The 17284-nt window shown below is 71.5% G+C and carries 22 protein-coding genes; 18 read left to right on the top strand and 4 right to left on the bottom strand.

All coding sequences use genetic code 11. The features are described 5' to 3' along the window. Positions 1-239 precede the first annotated feature (239 nt). Together GN153_RS08365 and dnaG are read left to right on the top strand one after the other, a co-directional pair. Positions 240-683 (top strand): DUF4870 domain-containing protein, encoded by a 444-nt coding sequence (locus tag GN153_RS08365; RefSeq protein ID WP_159901633.1) that lies wholly within the window; start codon positions 240-242, stop codon positions 681-683. Between the two features lie 162 nt (positions 684-845). Next, positions 846-2267 (top strand): DNA primase DnaG, encoded by a 1422-nt coding sequence (gene dnaG, locus GN153_RS08370; RefSeq protein WP_159901635.1) that lies wholly within the window; start codon positions 846-848, stop codon positions 2265-2267. A 78-nt stretch (positions 2268-2345) separates the two neighbouring features. On the opposite strand, the gene GN153_RS08375 is transcribed toward dnaG, so the two are convergent. Next, complete coding sequence (locus GN153_RS08375; protein ID WP_159901637.1) at positions 2346-2804, bottom strand: GNAT family N-acetyltransferase; 459 nt, start codon at positions 2802-2804, stop codon at positions 2346-2348. Next, positions 2801-4144, bottom strand: a complete 1344-nt coding sequence (locus GN153_RS08380; RefSeq protein ID WP_159901639.1) for a DUF92 domain-containing protein — start codon at positions 4142-4144, stop codon at positions 2801-2803. The genes GN153_RS08375 and GN153_RS08380 overlap by 4 nt, the downstream gene beginning before the upstream one ends. Positions 4145-4257: 113 nt before the next feature. On the opposite strand from GN153_RS08380, the gene GN153_RS08385 reads away from it, so the two are divergent. The 3 genes from GN153_RS08385 to GN153_RS08395 all read left to right on the top strand — a co-directional run bounded on the left by GN153_RS08385 (position 4258) and on the right by GN153_RS08395 (position 5928). Beyond that, entirely contained in the window at positions 4258-4863 is a 606-nt protein-coding gene (locus GN153_RS08385; protein WP_159901641.1) for an undecaprenyl diphosphate synthase family protein, read from the top strand. Between the two features lie 116 nt (positions 4864-4979). Next, positions 4980-5381 carry a universal stress protein gene (locus GN153_RS08390; RefSeq protein ID WP_159901643.1) on the top strand — a complete coding sequence of 134 codons (402 nt, stop codon included), beginning with the start codon at positions 4980-4982 and terminating at the stop codon, positions 5379-5381. 49 nt (positions 5382-5430) lie between these two features. Beyond that, positions 5431-5928, top strand: coding sequence for a pyridoxamine 5'-phosphate oxidase family protein (locus GN153_RS08395; RefSeq protein WP_159901645.1), 498 nt, complete (start codon positions 5431-5433; stop codon positions 5926-5928). Here the strand turns inward: GN153_RS08395 and GN153_RS08400 are convergent, their stop codons facing one another. After that, positions 5929-6327: a DUF7344 domain-containing protein gene (locus GN153_RS08400; RefSeq protein ID WP_159901647.1), complete on the bottom strand. Its 399-nt coding sequence runs from the start codon at positions 6325-6327 to the stop codon at positions 5929-5931. It lies immediately after the preceding gene. A 133-nt stretch (positions 6328-6460) separates the two neighbouring features. On the opposite strand from GN153_RS08400, the gene GN153_RS08405 reads away from it, so the two are divergent. Next, positions 6461-6703 (top strand): HalOD1 output domain-containing protein, encoded by a 243-nt coding sequence (locus tag GN153_RS08405; RefSeq protein ID WP_159901649.1) that lies wholly within the window; start codon positions 6461-6463, stop codon positions 6701-6703. A 10-nt stretch (positions 6704-6713) separates the two neighbouring features. Here GN153_RS08405 and uppS read toward each other — a convergent pair whose 3' ends face one another. Continuing rightward, positions 6714-7634 (bottom strand): polyprenyl diphosphate synthase, encoded by a 921-nt coding sequence (gene uppS / locus GN153_RS08410; protein ID WP_159902238.1) that lies wholly within the window; start codon positions 7632-7634, stop codon positions 6714-6716. A gap of 92 nt (positions 7635-7726) precedes the next feature. Here uppS and GN153_RS08415 point away from each other — a divergent pair, with 92 nt between their 5' ends. The 12 genes from GN153_RS08415 (at position 7727) to GN153_RS08470 (ending at position 17242) form a co-directional block, all read left to right on the top strand. Further along, positions 7727-7921 carry a cold-shock protein gene (locus GN153_RS08415; RefSeq protein WP_159901651.1) on the top strand — a complete coding sequence of 65 codons (195 nt, stop codon included), beginning with the start codon at positions 7727-7729 and terminating at the stop codon, positions 7919-7921. A gap of 219 nt (positions 7922-8140) precedes the next feature. Further along, positions 8141-8584 (top strand): DUF5778 family protein, encoded by a 444-nt coding sequence (locus GN153_RS08420; protein ID WP_159901653.1) that lies wholly within the window; start codon positions 8141-8143, stop codon positions 8582-8584. A 75-nt stretch (positions 8585-8659) separates the two neighbouring features. Further along, complete coding sequence (locus tag GN153_RS08425) at positions 8660-9340, top strand: precorrin-2 dehydrogenase/sirohydrochlorin ferrochelatase family protein (RefSeq protein WP_159901655.1); 681 nt, start codon at positions 8660-8662, stop codon at positions 9338-9340. After that, complete coding sequence (hemA, locus tag GN153_RS08430; protein ID WP_159901657.1) at positions 9337-10674, top strand: glutamyl-tRNA reductase; 1338 nt, start codon at positions 9337-9339, stop codon at positions 10672-10674. Before GN153_RS08425 ends, hemA begins: the two co-directional genes overlap by 4 nt. Before the next feature lie 84 nt (positions 10675-10758). After that, positions 10759-11037 carry a 4a-hydroxytetrahydrobiopterin dehydratase gene (locus GN153_RS08435; RefSeq protein ID WP_159901659.1) on the top strand — a complete coding sequence of 93 codons (279 nt, stop codon included), beginning with the start codon at positions 10759-10761 and terminating at the stop codon, positions 11035-11037. Between the two features lie 190 nt (positions 11038-11227). Further along, on the top strand, positions 11228-11869 hold the full coding sequence (locus GN153_RS08440; RefSeq protein WP_159901661.1) for an HAD family hydrolase: 642 nt from the start codon (positions 11228-11230) through the stop codon (positions 11867-11869). A gap of 93 nt (positions 11870-11962) precedes the next feature. After that, positions 11963-12319 carry an Hsp20/alpha crystallin family protein gene (locus tag GN153_RS08445; RefSeq protein WP_159901663.1) on the top strand — a complete coding sequence of 119 codons (357 nt, stop codon included), beginning with the start codon at positions 11963-11965 and terminating at the stop codon, positions 12317-12319. 16 nt (positions 12320-12335) lie between these two features. Next, positions 12336-14174: an ABC1 kinase family protein gene (locus GN153_RS08450; RefSeq protein WP_159901665.1), complete on the top strand. Its 1839-nt coding sequence runs from the start codon at positions 12336-12338 to the stop codon at positions 14172-14174. Between the two features lie 78 nt (positions 14175-14252). Then, positions 14253-14624, top strand: coding sequence for a translation initiation factor IF-5A (locus GN153_RS08455; RefSeq protein WP_159901667.1), 372 nt, complete (start codon positions 14253-14255; stop codon positions 14622-14624). Beyond that, positions 14625-15431 carry an agmatinase gene (gene speB / locus GN153_RS08460; RefSeq protein ID WP_159901669.1) on the top strand — a complete coding sequence of 269 codons (807 nt, stop codon included), beginning with the start codon at positions 14625-14627 and terminating at the stop codon, positions 15429-15431. Between the two features lie 86 nt (positions 15432-15517). Continuing rightward, entirely contained in the window at positions 15518-16447 is a 930-nt protein-coding gene (locus GN153_RS08465; RefSeq protein WP_159901671.1) for a hypothetical protein, read from the top strand. A 27-nt stretch (positions 16448-16474) separates the two neighbouring features. After that, the gene (locus GN153_RS08470) at positions 16475-17242 is read left to right on the top strand and encodes a Nif3-like dinuclear metal center hexameric protein (RefSeq protein WP_159901673.1); all 768 of its coding nucleotides are present in this window, start codon (positions 16475-16477) and stop codon (positions 17240-17242) included. The last annotated feature ends 42 nt before the right edge of the window (positions 17243-17284 follow it).

The raw sequence follows: 17284 nt of genomic DNA on the forward strand, positions 1-17284 counted from the left end.
GATGCAAAAAGAATGTTGGTAGCACTCAATGGGCTTTATTGAAGAGGAATTCTATTCATATCCGTCCCGGGCGGCGGCCCCAGTCTTATCCGTCCGGGCGGTGACGAGTGGGGGGTTCCGGGGATGAGACGGTACGTACCACATACACAACAGTTTGTGTCCTGATAGGAGTCTTCCGGGTGCCAGTAACGGGTACTACGACGTTATGCCCCCGACAGACATCTAGTGCTACGACCAACATGGCATCCGAAACCGTCACGGACCCCGAGCCGGCCGGAGACAGCGCACAGCCCGCGGGACAACAGGTCGGAGACGCGGGGCTGAACGAGAACGTCGCGGGGGCGCTGTCGTACCTGTTCGGCTTCCTCACGGGCGTGCTGTTTTTCGTCATCGACGACCGGCCGGAGGTCCGGTTCCACGCCGCACAGAGCGTCCTGCTCTCGGTGGCTGCTATCGGGTCGTTTGTCCTGCTGACCGTCCTGAACACGGTGCTGTTCGCCAGCCTGTTCGGCGGCACGTTCGTCGTGGCCACCGTCCTCTGGCTCCTCTTCTCGCTGGTGTGGCTGGTCGTCGGGGTCGGCGGGTTCGTTCTCTGGCTGTACATGATGTACAGCACCTACACCGGCAGGACGGTCGCGCTCCCTGTGGTCGGCAGCCTGGCGAGAAGCGTCGCGTCGAAGTAGCGGTCCCGGAGTGGGGCTGGCCGGTCCTTCGGTTCCAGCGGTCGCAAGCGTGGGCGAACCCGTCAGGTATTTCGGGTGACAGACCCGTATGTACGCTGTCCATGAGCCGATTCATGGCATCACCATCCACACCATCACCGTCCCGCCAGGGGCAGATTCACCATGCAGGATTCAGCCAAGTATCTCATTCACGCGAACATCCGCGCGAGCGGGGTGGTCGAACGGAGTGACGTCGTCGGCGCGATCTTCGGGCAGACGGAGGGGTTGCTGGGGTCGGACCTCGACCTCCGGGACCTCCAGGAGTCCTCGAAGGTCGGCCGCATCGACGTCGACATCGACTCGGAGGGCGGCCGTTCGTTCGGGACGGTCACCGTCGCGAGCGGGCTCGACAGAGTCGAGACCGCCGTTCTCGCCGCAGCCCTGGAGACGATCGAGCGGGTCGGTCCCTGCCGGGCCGAACTCCGTGTCAGCAACATCGAGGACGCCCGCGCCGCCAAGCGCCGGGAGCTGGTCGACCGCGCCGTCGAGCTGCTCGCGGAGTTCGACGACCGCCAGCTCACCAGCGAGGAGCTACTCGCGGAGGTCCGCCAGCGCGCCGAGGTCGGCGACATCACCGACTACGAGGGGCTCCCCGCCGGCCCACGGGTGGCCGACAGCGACGCGGTCATCGTCGTCGAGGGTCGGGCCGACGTCCGCCAGCTGCTGGGGTACGGGATCAAAAACGCCGTCGCCGTCGAGGGGACGGACGTCCCCGACGCCGTCGCGGAGCTGAGCGCCGACCGGACGGTCACTGCCTTCCTCGACGGCGACCGCGGCGGCGACCTGATCCTCCGGGAACTCGCCCAGGTCGGGGATGTCGACTACGTCGCCATCGCCCCGACCGGCGAGTCCGTCGAAGACCTCTCCCGGGAGGCCGTCCTCGACGCACTCCGGGAGAAGGTACCCTACGAGGAGTTCGAGCGGGAGGCGCCCTCGGGGAGCGACGAGTCCGCGCCGCCGGTCGACGCCGACGGCGGTAGCACGGTCGCGGCTGAGGCCGGGAGCGCGGACGCTACCGGACCCGACTCGCCGGACGGCTCGACCGACGCTCGGGAGCCCGAGCGGAGCGACGACCGGGCCGGGAGCTCGACGAACGGGCAAAGCACGGAGGCGGAGGCCGGCGAGGGAACGACAGCCAGCGAGGACGACGGGGAGACGGACGCCAGCGACGAGCCGGACGGGGAGGGGGCGACCCCGCCGGACGGGGCCGAGTCGGTCGAGCAGCGTGACGCGTCCGCCGAGCCGGAGACGCTCCCGGGTCACGTCAGCGCCGTCATCGGGGGGCAGACGGGCCGGGCGCGGCTGCTCGACGCCGGGTTCGGGACGCTCGCCGAGGTCGACGCCGACGGGGTCTTCGACGCCGTCGCCGACGCGGAGGCGGTGCCCGCAGCGGTCGTCCTCGACGGGCCGCTGAGCCAGCGCGTGCTCGACGTGGCCGCCCAGCGCGGCGTCGGACAGGTCGTCGCGGCGGACACCGACTCCTTCGTCAAACAGCCCACGGGCGTCCGGGTCCGCACGGCCGCGGACTTCGAGGCAGCGACCTGACTGCGGGGCCGGACCGGCAGACAGGGATTCGTCAGCGTCGGCCAGTCGCCACGGACCGGCCGGTCCGTCGACACGGCCTCAGAGGTCCCGGACCATCGCGACCCCATCCCCCGACTCGAAGAAGTCGGGGAGGCGCTCGAGGACGTCGAAGCCCCGTGACTCGTAGAACCGTCTCGCGCGGCTGTCGCCGGCGCGTGCCGTCACGCGCAGTCGGTCGGGGCCGCCCTCGCGCCCGCGCAGGTCCGCGACGACCGCGTCGAGCAGGGCCGTGCCGACGCCCTCGCCCTGGCGGGCGGGCGCGACCGCGAGTTCGGGGAGGTAGGCGACTGCGCCGGCGACGAGGACCGCGTAGCCGACAGGCTCGCCGTCGTCGGCGACGAACAGCGCGGGCGGGCCCTCCGCGGTCGCGGCGCGGAGCAGGTCCGGCGCCGGCTCGGCGAGTGCAGCGGCCTGTATCCGGCGGAGGTGGGGCAGGTCGCCGGGCTCGCCGCGGCGGACGCCGGGCGTGGGACCGGCGTCGGGCCCGGAGTCGGTCATAAGGCGGTCAGCCCGACGGCGACGGCCAGCCCGGCGCCGACCACGGCGGCGGCCAGCGTGGCGAGGAGGTTCACGCCCTGGTTGCCCAGCAGCCACCCCTCCAGGGTCGCCCCGAGCAGGCTGTCGACGGTCATCCCGGCGACGCCGGCGGCGGCGACGACGGCCGCCCCGGGCACGCCGAGTTCGGCGAACCCGACGAAGCCGATGGCGGCGATCAGGAGGGCGCCGGCCAGGCCGGCGAGTTCGCCCTGCCAGGTGACCGCGCCGTCGGTGCCGGGCTCGACCACTTCGAAGGAGGTGACCAGCCGGGGGTTGTCGTACAGGCCGCCGACCTCGCTGGAGAGGGTATCGGCGAGGGCGGCCGCGAGCGAGCCGGCGAAGGCAAAGAGGAACAGACGGGGGGAGGTCGACAGCCAGGGGCTGGCGGCCGCGGCGAGCACCGCCACCAGCGCGACCAGCGAGTTCGCGAGGACGTTGCCCGTCCCGCGGGCGCCCTCGTTCTCCTCGGCGATGCCGCGTTGCTGTTTGACCTCGTAGCCGTACTTCGTCGAGAGGCCGCCGACCCCGAAGAAGGCCACCAGCATGGCGAACCAGCCGTAGTCCCCGAGCACGATAGTCAGGAGGCTCAGGAGGACGCCGGTGAGCATCCCCGGCAGCGAGGCGGTCTGGAGGGCGTACGAGAGGCCCCCGAGCACGGCCGTGACGCCGAGGGCGACGACGATCCGGGTCGGCGTCACCGACAGCGGGAGGGCGGCGAACAGCCACAGCAGCATGGCGACCGAGACCATCACGAGCGGGTCGTCGCGGCGGAACAGCGCCTCGCGGAGCAGCGCGGCCAGCAGGGCGCCGCTGGCTGCCAGAAAGAGCACCATCGGCCAGGAGGCCGGCAGGTCGGCCAGCCGGGCGGCGGCGAGCTGGCTGGCGGCGGCGGCGAGAAAGCCGGCGACGACGAAGCCGCTGGTGGTCAGCAGCGCGCCCTGGCGGTACCGGGCGACCAGGTGGCCCCCGAAGTTGCCGACTGCGAGCAGGAAGACGGTCCCGACGTAGACCGTGACCGGCATCCCGAATTCGACGGCGAGGATGGCCAGCCCGGCCGCCGAGAGCGCGAAGCCGGCCAGCCCGTAGAGCTTGCCGTCCTGGCGGTCGCCGGGGCGTGCGAACAGCTCGAACAGCCGTGTTCCGGAGCCGACGGTGAGCGCGACGGCCGCCACGAGCAGGAAGGGGAGCACGGCAGTGAGGGTGGCGAAGGCGGGCTCCTCGAGCCGTCTGACCCAGGGAACGACCAGCGAGAGCCCGCCGACCAGCGCGAAGGCGGCTGCACGCCGGACTGTCGATGTCACGACCTGCGGTACTGCCGAGTCGCACTTACCCCTTCCGGACCCGTTCCGGGCTCCTGCCCGACTCGTGGGGCCGCTCCCGGTGGATTTACCCCACGGCCGGGCCAAGCGCGGCCGTGGGTATCTACGACGCCTACCTCGCCGCCCGCATCCGGCACAGCGACGCCGCCCTCCCCGAGACAGTCGCCGTGGTCCTCACGGAGCGGGACCTGCTCGACGGCGGGTACGCGACCCTGGAGGAGCTGCTGGGCTGGGCCGTCGAGTTCGGCGCCGACCGCGTGGTCGTCTACGTCAGTGTCCTCGACGAAGAAGCCGTCCCGCGGCTCCGGGAGGGGCTCGAGCGGGTCGAGGCGCCGCGACGGATGGCCGTCCGGAGTCCCGACGACGACGAGCGCGCCGACGCCCCCATCCAGGTGAGCATCGGGCTGGGCGGCAAACACGAGTTCACGACCGCCGTCCGGCAGCTGGCCGAGGCCGTCGACGCCGGCGAGCTCGACCCCGGGGAGATCGAGGAGGCGGACGTCGAGGAACGCCTCGTCTTCCCGGTCGCCCCCGACCTGGTGGTCAAGACCGGCGCCGAGCGGCTCTCGGATTTCATGATCTGGCAGTCGGTCTACTCCGAACTCTACTTCACCGACGTGAACTGGCAGAACGTCCGCCGCCGGGACTACCTGCGCGCGCTGCGGGACTACCAGGACCGCCAGCGGCGATTCGGCCGATAGGCCGGATCACGTGCGAGCAGTGCGAAGCGACGCGCCCTCCGCAGCTCCGGTCGAACGCCGGACGCGGCCGGGCGTTCGCCGGAAGCGTTATTTCGGTTGATGTGACACGTTACCATATGTATCGCGTGTTGATGCCGATCGACAGCAGCGAATCCCGGGGAGCCGCGCAGGCGGAGGCCGTCGCGGCGCTGCCGAACGCCGGCGAGGAGGTGACGGTGACGCTGCTGTACGCGTTCGACGACGGTGACAGAGGCGAGGAGACCGCACCCCGCCAGATCCCGGGCGGGAGCGTCGCCTACGACCGGCTGCAGGAGGCAGGCATCGCCGTCGAGCAGGTCTCGCGGGTCGGCGACCCGGCCGCGGAGATCCTCGCGGTGGCCGAGGAGGTCGACGCCGACCACATCGTGCTGGGCGGGCGCAAGCGCTCGCCGGCGCGGTCGCTGCTCTTTGGCAGCGTCACGCAGGCGGTGTTGCTCGACGCCGACCGCCCGGTGTCGGTCACCGGCGGCGAGAAGTAAGGGGCGGTCCGACACAAGCGGTAAGCCCGGTGACGCCCACGTGCCGACGATGACCGAACCCACGGGCGCCTGGTCGCGAGCGGAACTCGACGCGTTTCTGGACAGCGCGGTGGTCCCGGTCCGGCTGGGCTGTCGCCGGCCCGACGGCGGGCTATGGATGCTGTCGCTGTGGTACCGCCGCGAGGGCGAGCGCCTGCAGTGTGCGACCGGCGCCGGCGCGAACGTGGTCGAGTACCTGCGAGCGGACGGCTCGGTCGCCTTCGAGGTGTCGACCAACACGCCGCCCTACATGGGTGTCCGGGGCAACGGAACCGCGACCGTCGAGCCCGACGCGGACAAGACCGTCATCCGGGCGCTCGTCGAGCGGTATCTCGGCGGGACGGGGTCGGCGATGGCCCGCCGCCTGCTCGCCGAGGACCGCGAGGAGGTCCGGATCACCGTCGAGCCCGACCGGCTGTACACGTGGGACTTCACCGAGCGGATGCGGGAAGTCAGCGCCGGGGCGCCCGCGGCGGCCGGCGACCCCGCCTCGCCCCGACGGGAGTGATCAGTACAGGTCTCCGGGGAAGGCGTCGGCGTTCTCGGCGAGCGTGCGAAGCGCCGGCTCGGCCTCCTCGAAGCCGGGACCCCGGGAGACGGACCTCTCGTCGGGGTCCCACTCGACCAGCCCCCGGTTTTCGAGTTTCGGCAGGTGCTTGTGGACGAGCGCGAGTTCGAGGTCCTCCTCCCGCGCCGTGGCACTCGAAGGTGAGCCGTCCCCCGGCCGTGTCTCCCCTCCGGACGCCGACACTGACCGTCGCCCCCCGGCGTTTCCGTCGTCGGCAGACGCCCCCCGCGTGAGCAGCCCCTCCGGCAGATTGACCGCCTCGCGCTCACAGAGCAAAAAGAGGATGCGCCGGCGGTGGGCCGCCGCCAGGATCCCGAACAGCTCGGAAGCGTCTGACATACCGATCGATCGGCACGACAGCAGTATAAATGTTAGTCAGACAAGACGTATGACGGGCAGTGTGACAGCCGGCGGGAGACGGAGTCCCGCGAACGGCCACGAGGCTTTTCACGGTGTCGGGCCCGCACCCGGTATGGACCGCTCACCGCTCGTGTCGAAGGTCGTCGGCGCGCTCGCCGACGCAGAGGGCGTCGACCCGGCGGAGCTCGACTTCGTCCTCCAGAACCACGTCGACGCCGACGCGGTGGGGGCGATCGCGCGATACTCGGACACCACGTGGACGCTCTCTTTCGAGGTCCCGGGGCACACGGTCACGGTGACCGACGAGCGAGTGGTGCTCGTCGACGGCGCGCGGGCGGAGCCGGCGTGGCCCTGAGGCAATGTCGTCAGTCGGCCGGCTGTTCGACTTCCTCTTCGACGGCCTCGCGCTCGCCGCTGGGGAGCGCATCCCGGAACCGCCGGAGCACCCGCCGGGCACGCGGGGTCTCGGCGTCGCCGCCGAGCGCGCGCACCAGCGCCAGCGCGCGGCGGGCCCGGGTGCGGCGCCAGGACTGTTCGCGGTGCTGGTAGGTCCGGATCCCCCGCAGGAAGTCGATCTTCCGGAACTCCGGCCAGTAGGGCGTACAGAAGTAGACGGCGGCCTCGTTGCCGTTGGCCTGCCAGGGCAGGAAGTTCGAGGTGCGCTCGTCGCCGCCGGTGCGGACGATGAGGTCGACGTCGCGGGTCGGCCCTTCCGGCAGTGCCGCCTCGACGGCCCCGGTGTCGACCTCGCCGGGGTCGCGCTCGCCGGCGGCCACCTCGCGGGCGATGTCGCGGGCGGCCCCCAGAAGCTCCGCCCGGCCGCCGTAGGCCAGCGCGACGTTGAGGTGCAGCCGGTCGTACTCGCGGGTTCGGGCCTCGGCGTAGTCGACGGCCTCCCGGACCCGCTCGGGGAGGCGGTCGCGGTCGCCGATGGCGCGGATCCGGACCTCGGCGTCGTGGACCCGGTCGGCGTCGGCGAACTCCCGGAGTTTCTCCGTGATCAGGTCGAAGAGGTGTTCGCGCTCCTCGGGGGGGCGCTCGAAGTTCTCCGTCGAGAATGCGTAGAGGGTGACCTCCCGGACGCCGAGTTCGTCACACCAGTCGAGCAGCTGTTCGGTGGTCTGGGCACCCGCGCGGTGGCCGTCGGCGGCGTCCCCGCCCTGCCTGTCGGCGTACCGACGGTTGCCGTCCTGGATGACCGCCACGTGCGACGGGGTCTCGGAGAGTTCGGCCCGGAGCAGCCGCTCGTAGGCCGCGTCGGCGAGCCGTCGCAGGTACGTTCGCATCTGTCGGATACCCATGATGGATCGGCTATGAGTCTTGTGTTGTCAGTCGAGCCGTCATTTTTTAATACGCTGCCTACGACCCTTCGGGTGCAATGGCGAAAGGTACGGTGGACTTCTTCAAGGAGTCCGGCGGTTACGGTTTCATCGAGACTGACGACGCGGACGAGGACGTGTTCTTCCACATGGAGGACATCGGCGGCCCCGACCTCGAGGAGGGGCAGGAAGTCGAATTCGACATCGAACAGGCCGAGAAGGGGCCGCGCGCGACCAACCTCAAGCGTCTGTAGACGCGGGTCGAACCGCGGTAGCCGACGGCTACCGACGACGAGCGGTGGTGCCAGCGCCAGCGGCGGCGCCGTCAGGCACGCTCGTCGGTTCGACCACAGCGAACGCCGGCGCGGTCGCGGGCGTACCGGCGCCGACTGGCGGCTGTGAGCGGTAGCCGGTGGTCGTGAGTGGTCTCCGGTGATCGTGAGGCGTAAGCCCCGGGGGACGAACCTACCGGTATGACCGACGAGAGCGCCGGGCGGCGGGACACCGACCTGGTCCAGCGGACCTGGCAACTGCTCCAGCCCGGCGAGATCGAGCTCAACGGGCTCGTCGTCCACACGGGGTTCGACGGGAGTCAGGAGACACAGATGCACCAGGCCACGCTGGAGGTCGGCGAGATAATCGCCGAGGCCGCGGGTCACGACCCGACCGACACGTACGTCGAGTCGGGCAACGACGACCCCGAGTTCTCCTCGAACCAGCACCAGGGGCTGACACTCGACGGCGAGGAGTTCGTCTGGGAGTGCCAGCAACTGCTCCGCGACGGCGCGTTCGACGTCGTCTTCTACTACGAGGCCAGTGCCGACCACGAGGCGGTCCAGGCGGCGGCCCGGGAGGCGGGCTACGAGGTGACCGGCGTCCGCGGCGACGCCGACAGCCCGGCCGACGCCCTGGAGTGACCGGCGGGCGCGCCTCGGCAGCGAGCGCCGCAGACGACGAACGGTTTAACCCCGCCGAGCCCCGAAATCCAGGGGATGATACCGCTGCTCCACGACTTCGCCGGCGAGCGCGTGCTCGTGTTCGGGGGCGGGGCCGTCGGGGCCCGGAAGGCCCGCCGGTTCGCCCGCGAGGCCGAGGTCGTGGTGCTCGCACCCGACTTCCCGGGCGAGTTCGGGGACGGCGGCGGGGCCGGAAGCCTCGAACTCGTGCGGGCAGCGCCCGCTCCCGGGGACGTGGCCGGGTGGCTCGACCGGGTGGAACCGGCGCTGGCCGTCGCCGCCACCGACGACGCGGCGGTGAACGACGCGGTCGAGCGCGCGGCCGGGGAGCGGGGCGTGCTGGTGAACCGGGCCGACCGGTCCCGTGTCGACCGGGGTGAAGAGGCCGGGACGCCGAACGCCGCCCGGGTGGTCGTTCCGGCGACAGTCCGGGACGGCCCCGTCGTCGCGAGCGTCGCGACCGGGGGTCGGGCGCCGGCGCTGTCCCGGCGGCTCAGACGTGACCTCGAGGGGGTCGTTGACGGAGCGGGCGAGCTGGCGGAGGTGACCGCCGAGTTGCGCGCGGAACTGCGGGACAGCGCGCCGGAAGAGCGCCGGGCAGCGGTCCGGGCGGTCGTCGACAGCGACGCCGTTTGGAAGGCTTTAGATACCCCCGACGACAACCTCCGGAAGACAGCAAGAGCCGTGATCTCAGACGTGACGGGTGACCCGGGATGACGTCGACGGGCACCATCGCCGGGGCGAGCATCTCTCACACGCGGGCGACGGTCGACCAGCTCGAGGCGGCCGCGGCCCCCAGCCAGCGCGAGGCCGTGCTCGACCTGCTCGATGCCGGCGCCGAGGAGGCCTTCGTCCTCCAGACGTGCAACCGCGTCGAGGGGTACGTCGTCGCCGATACCGCCGAGGACGGACAGGCCGCCCTCGAGGCGCTGGTCGGTGACACGCCGGAGGAGCTCGTCGCCCGGATGGACCACACAGAGAGCCTGCGCCACCTGCTGCGGGTGGCCGCAGGCCTCGAATCTCTGGTGGTGGGGGAGGACCAGATCCTCGGCCAGGTCCGGGACGCCTACGAGGACGCCCGCGGCGTCGGCGGCATCGACACCATCCTCGAAGACGGCGTGACCAAGGCGATCCGCGTCGGCGAGCGCGCCCGCACCGAGACGGCGATAAACGAGGGCGTGGTCTCGCTGGCCAGCGCGGCAGCCCGGCTCGCCGCGGAGGACGTCGACCTCGGGACCGCGACCGGACTCGTCGTGGGCGCCGGCGAGATGGGAACGCTGGCGGCGAAGACACTCGCCGGCCGGGTCGAGGAGCTGGTCGTCGCCAACCGGACCGTCCCTCACGCCGAGCACGTGGCCGAGCAGGTCGACCACGAGGACGCCGACGCGGTCGGGCTCGACGACCTGCCCGAGGCCGTGAATCGTGCGGACCTCGTCGTGACGGCCACCGGCAGCGAGGACGCCGTGCTGGGCCGGGAGACGCTGGCCGGGGCTGGCGAGACGTTCGTCGTCGACCTGGGCCAGCCCAGGGACGTGCCCCCGGCGGCCGCCGAGGTACCGGACGCGACGGTCAGGGACCTGGACGCGCTGGAGGCGGTCACCGAGCGAACCCGCGAGCAGCGCCAGCGGGCCGCCGCGCGCGTCGAGGAGATCATCGACGAGGAGTTCGACCGGCTGCTCGCCGGCTACAAGCGCAAGCGCGCCGACCGGGTCATCTCCGCGATGTACGAGAGCGCCGAGCGTGTCAAGGCCGCGGAGGTCGAGCGCGCCGTTCAGGAGGGAGACTTCGACGACGAGCAGCGGGCGGCCGTCGAGGCGATGGCCGACTCAATCGTCTCCCAGCTCCTGGCGGCGCCGACGAACAGCCTCCGGGACGCCGCCGAGCAGGACGACTGGTCGACGATCAACACCGCCCTCCAACTGTTCGACCCCGACTTCGGGCCCGACGCCACCGAGCCGCCCTCGTTCGTCGAGGGGATGAGCCCCGAGGAGATCCCCGAGGCCATGCGCGAGGAGATGCCGGCGGCCGTGCTCGACCAGCTCGAGGAGTAGAGCGGCCTCCGGCCAGCCGGGGCAGGGCCCGCCCCGCTCGCTGCCGGGGGTAGACTCTTTGTCCCGGCGGCCGTGTCCCCGAGCATGGCCGACCCACTCTCCGACGCGGAGGTCGAGGCACAGCTTCCCGGCGGCTGGGAGCACGACGGCGACGAAATCGTCCGCACCTTCGAGTTCGACTCCTACCTGGACGGCGTGGGCTTTCTCTCGGGCGCGGCGGGGCTGGCCGAGGAGGCCTGGCACCACCCCGAGATGACCGTCACCTGGGGCGAGGTGGAGGTCCGCCTGACCACCCACGAGGAGGACGCCGTGACCGGGAAGGACATCGACCTCGCCGAGCGGTTCAACGAGATATACGACTGACCGCTCGCGACGGGGCGCCGTGCCGGTCACAGCGACAGCGCCGCCAGTTCGCCGCCCAGCAGCGCGGTGCCGACGGAGGATAGTTCGAGGAGGATGCCCGTGTGGGGGGACCACGGGGCACCTGTGGGGTCGGGTCCACTCGGCGGGCCCCAGAAGGTACTTGACCGCCGGTGACCTACCCTGCACCCTGATGACCGGTCGCGACTACGACTTCTGGCTGCTGGACCTGGACGGCACCGTCGTGGACGTCCGCCAGCCCTACGTCCACGAGGTGGTCGAGGAGGTCGGCGACCGGCTGGGCGTGGGCTTCACCGACCGGGAGGCGAACCTCATCTGGTACGGTCCCGGCCGGGCGCGCGAGGCCATGTTCGCCCGCAAGGACGTCGACGCGGAGGCGTTCTGGGGCGTGTTCCACGAGGTCGACCGGCCGGAGAACCGCGCCGAGGCCTCCTACGTCTACGAGGACGCGGCCGCCACGGTCCCCGACCTCTCGGGGCCGGTCGGAGTCGTGACTCACTGCCAGGAGCATTTGACCGGCCCGGTGCTGGAGGCACTGGACATCGGGGACTGGTTCGACACCGTCGTCTGTTGTACCCACGAAACGGGCTGGAAGCCCGACCCGACGCCGGTGGAGATGGCCATCGCCGACCTCGGGATACGCGGCGCCCGGACGGGTGCAATGGCCGGTGACGGCCCGCGGGACGTGCAGGCGGCCCACAACGCGGGACTGGACGGGATCCACGTGGCCCGTCACGACCACCCGGCGGGCGCCGAGGCAGCAGCCCTCGACGGCGCCACCCGGGTGCGGACGCTGACGGACCTGTGGGACTGAGCGGGCATCGGGCGGAGCCGACAGCACGGCCCGCGTGGACCGTGCGAACCGCGTACCGGGGGCTTTAACGCCGACGACGCCCAACCCCGGTGTATGTCCGCGCTCCGAGACGCGTTGCGGGACCTGCCAGACGCGGTGTTCGCCGACCTGCTGGAGAGTGACGACGCCTACCTCCTGGTGATCGACCTCCCGGGGGCGACGGCGGAGACGGTCGACGTCCGCGTCGAGGGCGCGACGCTGGTCATCGAGGCCCGCCGGGAGAAGGACGTGCCCCCGGAGTTCCGGTTCGTCGAGGAGGACCGGTCGCTGTTCCTGGACGTCCGGCTCCCGCTGCCGCCGGATGCCACCGGCACGGACGCCGAGGGGAGCGTCGCGGGGGGCGTGCTCGAGCTTCGCCTGCCGAAGCGGTCGGCGACGCCGGAGACGGCGGTTCCGGTTCACGAGGGGTGACGGGGGGACCCGCGCGGTGAACCTCCGTTCCTACTGGCGATTTTTGGTCGTCGTCAAGCAGTTTCTCCCGCTTATCGTCGCCTACGCCCGCGACCGCAGGCGGTTCCTGCTGTTCGGCCGCTCCCGGCAGGTCTCGCCGGCGACCCGGCGGCGGCGGGCCCGGAAGCTGCTGCAGTCGCTGCTGACGCTCGGGCCGACGTTCATCAAACTGGGCCAGCTGCTCTCGACCCGGCCCGACATCCTGCCCCCGGAGTACATCGACGAGTTCACCCAGCTCCAGGACAGCGTCCCGCCGGCGGAGTGGGCGGACGCGCGGGGCGTCATCGAGGCCGACCTGGGGCCCGTCGAGCAAGCCTTCGACGAGTTCGACACCGACGCCATCAGCGGCGCGAGCCTCGGGCAGGTCTACCTGGCCGAACACGGGGGCGAGCAGGTGGCCGTGAAGGTCCGCCGGCCGGGCGTGGAGGACCTCGTCGAGGCCGACCTGCGGGTGATCAGGTGGTCGATCCCGATACTCTCCCGCTTCGTCGGCGAGGCGCAGTCCTTCTCGCTGGAGACGCTGGCCGACGAGTTCGCCAAGACGATCCGCGAGGAGATGGATTACGCCCGCGAGGCGCGGATGCTCGAGGAGATCAAGGAAAACTTCGCGGACAACCCCGAGATCCGGATCCCGTCGGTCGTCGACGAGCGCTCGACGGGCCGGGTGCTGACCATGGAGTACGTCCCCGGCACGAAGATCAGCAACGTCGAGGAGCTGGACACCCGCCGGCTCGACCGGACCGAGCTCGCGGAGACCCTCCAGCGGGCCTACCTCGATATGATCATCGAGGACGGCGTCTTCCACGCCGACCCCCACCCCGGCAATCTCGCCGTCCAAGACGACGGGACGCTGGTCTTCTACGACTTCGGCATGTCGGGCTACGTCGACCCGTTCATCCAGGACCGGATCGTCGATTTTTATGCGGCTGTCGCCGCCCAGGACATCGACGCGATCCTCGACACGCTGATCGAGATGGGGACGCTCTCCCCGGAGGCCGACCGCCAGGTGATGGCCGACGTGATGGAGCTGGCGATCGCGGACGCCCGCGGCGAGGAGATCGAGCAGTACCGCGTCCAGCAGATCGTCCAGCAGGTCGAGGACACCATCTACGAGTTCCCCCTCCGTCTGCCCTCGAATCTGGCGCTCGTGCTCCGGGTGGCGACGGTCGTCGAGGGCGTCTGTGTGACGCTGGACCCGGAGTTCGACTTCATCTCGGTGGCGACGGAGTACCTCGGCGAGCAGGGGTTCATCGAGGAGGGCGTCCGGGAGTACGTCGAGGACCGCGTGACCGAGGTGACCGACGCCGCGCAGTCGGCGGTGCGCGTGCCGCCGAAGCTGGAGTCGGCGCTCGACACCATCGAACGTGACGCACTGACGGTCAAGGCGGAGCTCAAGGACCCCGACAGGCGGTTCGAGCGGCTGGCAAAGCGAGTGATCCTCGGGCTCGTCTTCACCGCTGGGGTCCTCGCGACGACGGTCCTGTACGTCTTCGAGACGGCGCAGGCCACCGGTATCGCCGCCGGCCTCACGCTCGTCGTGGGCGTTCTCATCTGGCGGTCGTTCCGCAAGCGCCGCGGTATCCGGGCCGAGCCCCAGTTCACCCGGCAGGCGATGCGCGAGCGCGACGAGGGAACGGAGTCGGAGGGGCCGGCACTGGGACTCGGTGGCGCCGGACCCGGAGTCGGCCCCGGGTCGGGAGCCGGTACCGGGCCCGGAGCCGACGCCGGGGAGGGAGAGAGTGCCAGCCCGAGCAGGCCGGAAAGCGGAGCCGACACCGGGAACCCGGAGGACCGCCCCGGAAGCGGGCCGGGGTAAGCCTGAGCGGTCGAACGGCCGTGAGCCGAACGGAGCCGTTCCAAACCGTTTATACTCGGGGATCGACAACCGGGAGGCATGCCACGAGAGCAGACCGAGGTCCGCGACCTCGACGAGGGGAGCTACGTCATGATCGACGACGCCCCCTGCAAGATCAACTCCTACAGCACGGCGAAGCCGGGCAAACACGGCAGCGCGAAAGCCCGTATCGAGGCCGAGGGCGTCTTCGACGGCAAGAAGCGCTCGCTCTCCCAGCCCGTCGACGCCAAGGTCTGGGTCCCGATCATCAACCGCAAACAGGGCCAGGTCATCAACGTGGACGGCGACGAGATCCAGGTGATGGACCTGGAGACCTACGAGAATTTCGTGATGCGCGCCGACGGGGTCGACGCCGAGGCCGACGACGAGATCGAGTTCCTGGAGTACGAGGAGCAACGGAAGATCGTCTGAATGTTCCCGGGGGCAACGGCCGACCGGACCGACGCCGACTACGCCCTCGTCGGGGCGCCGCTGGATGCCACGACTTCCTTCCGGCCGGGGACCCGCTTCGGACCCCGCGAGGTCCGGCACGCTGCCGGCGGCTTCGAGGATTTCGACCACCGCTCCGGCCGCTCCTTCTCGGATCTTGCCGTCCACGACCACGGCGACGTCCACCCCCGCGCCGACGTCGACGAGTATCTCGAGTACCTCCGCGGAACACTCGCGGACTACGCAGTGGAGGGGACGGTACCGCTCGTGGTCGGCGGCGAGCATACCGTCGCGCTGGCGGCGGTGCGGGCGCTCGAGCCCGACGTGGCGGTCGTTCTCGACGCCCATCTGGACCTCCGGGAGACGTACGCGGACGCCGGGACGAGTCACGCGACGGTCACCCGCCGGCTGCTCTCGGTCGTCGACGAGGTCGTCGTCCTGGGTGCCCGGGCCGGCAGCCAGGAGGGGTGGGAGCGGGCCGAGGCCGACGACGTGACCGTCGTGGGCCCGGACGCGGTGAGCGAGTGGGAGCCGGAACTGGAGGGGGACGTCTATCTGAGCGTCGACGTCGACGCCGCGGACCCGGGGTACGCGCCGGGCACCGGCACGCCGGAGCCGTTCGGGCTGGAGCCGGCGACGATGCGCGGTGTGGTCCGCGGGGTCGCCCCCCGGGCCGTCGGGTTCGACGCCGTCGAGGTCAACGACCGCGACGACGGCCAGGCGGCGACGCTCGCCGCCAAGCTCCTCCGCGAGTTCGTCTTCGCACACGCCGCGGGTTCGGACGCGTAGGCCGGCGGGCGCGACTGCGGGTCCCGCGCCCGCCCGGGTGGCGTCGGTGGCGTGGCCTTTTTGCCCGGAGCCCCACTGCCCCCGGTATGGACCGCCTCTCCTCGTGTTACTTCTGCGGGACGGCCCTCGACGAGCCGCTGCAGGACTACTCCCTGGTCGCGGGGGACACCGGCGAGCACGGGGCTGTGGTGACGCTGTGCCCGGGCTGTCACCACAAGCTCGAGACCGTCCTCGACGTGGTAGTCGGCGAAGACGAGATCCTCCCCGCGCTCGAGGACACAGACCGGGCTGCCCTCGAGGGTGAGTCGCCCGCGGCGCTGACCGAACCCGAGACCGAGAGCGGGCCCGACCCCATCGCGCTGGGCGACGGCGAACAGAGCGACAGCGAGGAGCGCGACGGGGCGAGCGACGCGGGCAGCGTCGGTGGCGCGGGCGAAGGCGGCGAGGGCGACACCGGCGGGGCGGCCCCGACCGACGCCGAGACCGAAGCCGGGGATGGGGCCGAACCGGATGTCGAACCGCCCGCTGTCGACAGCGCGGACGCGGAGAGCGGGAGGGACGCCGATGGGCCGGACGACGAGACGGCCGGGGACTCGCGCGACGCCGGCGCGGACCCCCCAGACGCCGACGGTGACACGTCGGACGCGGACCGTGGGGCGGCCGACGACGGGAGCGACGGGGCCGGCGGAACGGGATCGCCGTCGCCGGCAGACGGCAGGAACACGGGGACGGACAGTACGGCAACCGAGGCGGCGACGGCCGGCGACACGGCGGACGAGAGAGGCGGAACGGACCCCGACAGGGAGGTGACGGCGACGGTCTCGGCGCTGGAGTACAACAAGGTGATGCGGCTGCTCCAGAACCGGGAGTTCCCGGTCGACCGGGCGGAGATCGAGACCGTCGCCGCCAGCGCCTACGAGCTCTCCGAGAGCGAGTGTGCGGCGGTGATCGACCTGGCGGTCGACCGCGGGCTGATCGCCGAACGGGACGGCCAGCTCGTCCGGCCCGACGGATAGAAGGGCGCCGACGCCACAGACGTGGACATGCACTGTGGCGACCTCTGTGACCGGCTGGACGAGTTGCTGGACACGGCGGCCTACGCCGACCTCGACGCCAGCGCGAACGGCCTCCAGATCGGCCGGCGAGAGCGGGAGGTCGACCGGGTCGCGGTCGCGGTCGACGCCGCGGAGGCGACAGTCGAGGCAGCCCGCGAGGCCGGCGCGGACCTTCTGTTGACCCACCACGGCCTCGTCTGGGACGGGCTGGAGCGGGTGACCGGTCGCGACTACGACCGGGTCGCGGGGCTGGTCGAAGGCGACGTCGGGCTGTACGTCTCCCACCTCCCGCTCGATGGTCACCAGAAGCTGGGCAACGCCGCCGGCGTGGGCGACGTGCTCGGTCTGGCAGACCGGGAGCCCTTCGGGACCATGGGCCCGGAGGAGATCGGCCAGCGAGGGCGGCTCCCGGAGCCTGCCGCGGTCGGCGACCTGCGGGAGCGGCTCGCGGCGGAACTCAACACCGGCGGGCAGGGCGTGCAGGTGCTGGACTTCGGCCCCGAGGCCGTCGAGGACGTCGCCGTCGTCACCGGGAGCGGCGTCGACTGGCTGGAGGAGGCCATCGAGGTCGGGGCGGACGCGCTGGTCACCGGCGAGGGCAAGCAGTTCGCCTACCACGAGGCCCGGGAAGCCGGGGTTCACGTCGTGCTCGCGGGCCACTACGCCACCGAGACCTTCGGCGTGCGGGCGCTCGCCGGGCGGCTCGAGGAGTGGGGACTGGAGACGACGTACATCGACCACCCGACGGGGCTGTAGGACCGCAACCGGAGTCGTCACCCCCGGACCGCACGGCTTTAG

Source organism: Salinirussus salinus, from assembly GCF_009831455.1.
GTDB lineage: Archaea > Halobacteriota > Halobacteria > Halobacteriales > Haloarculaceae > Salinirussus > Salinirussus salinus.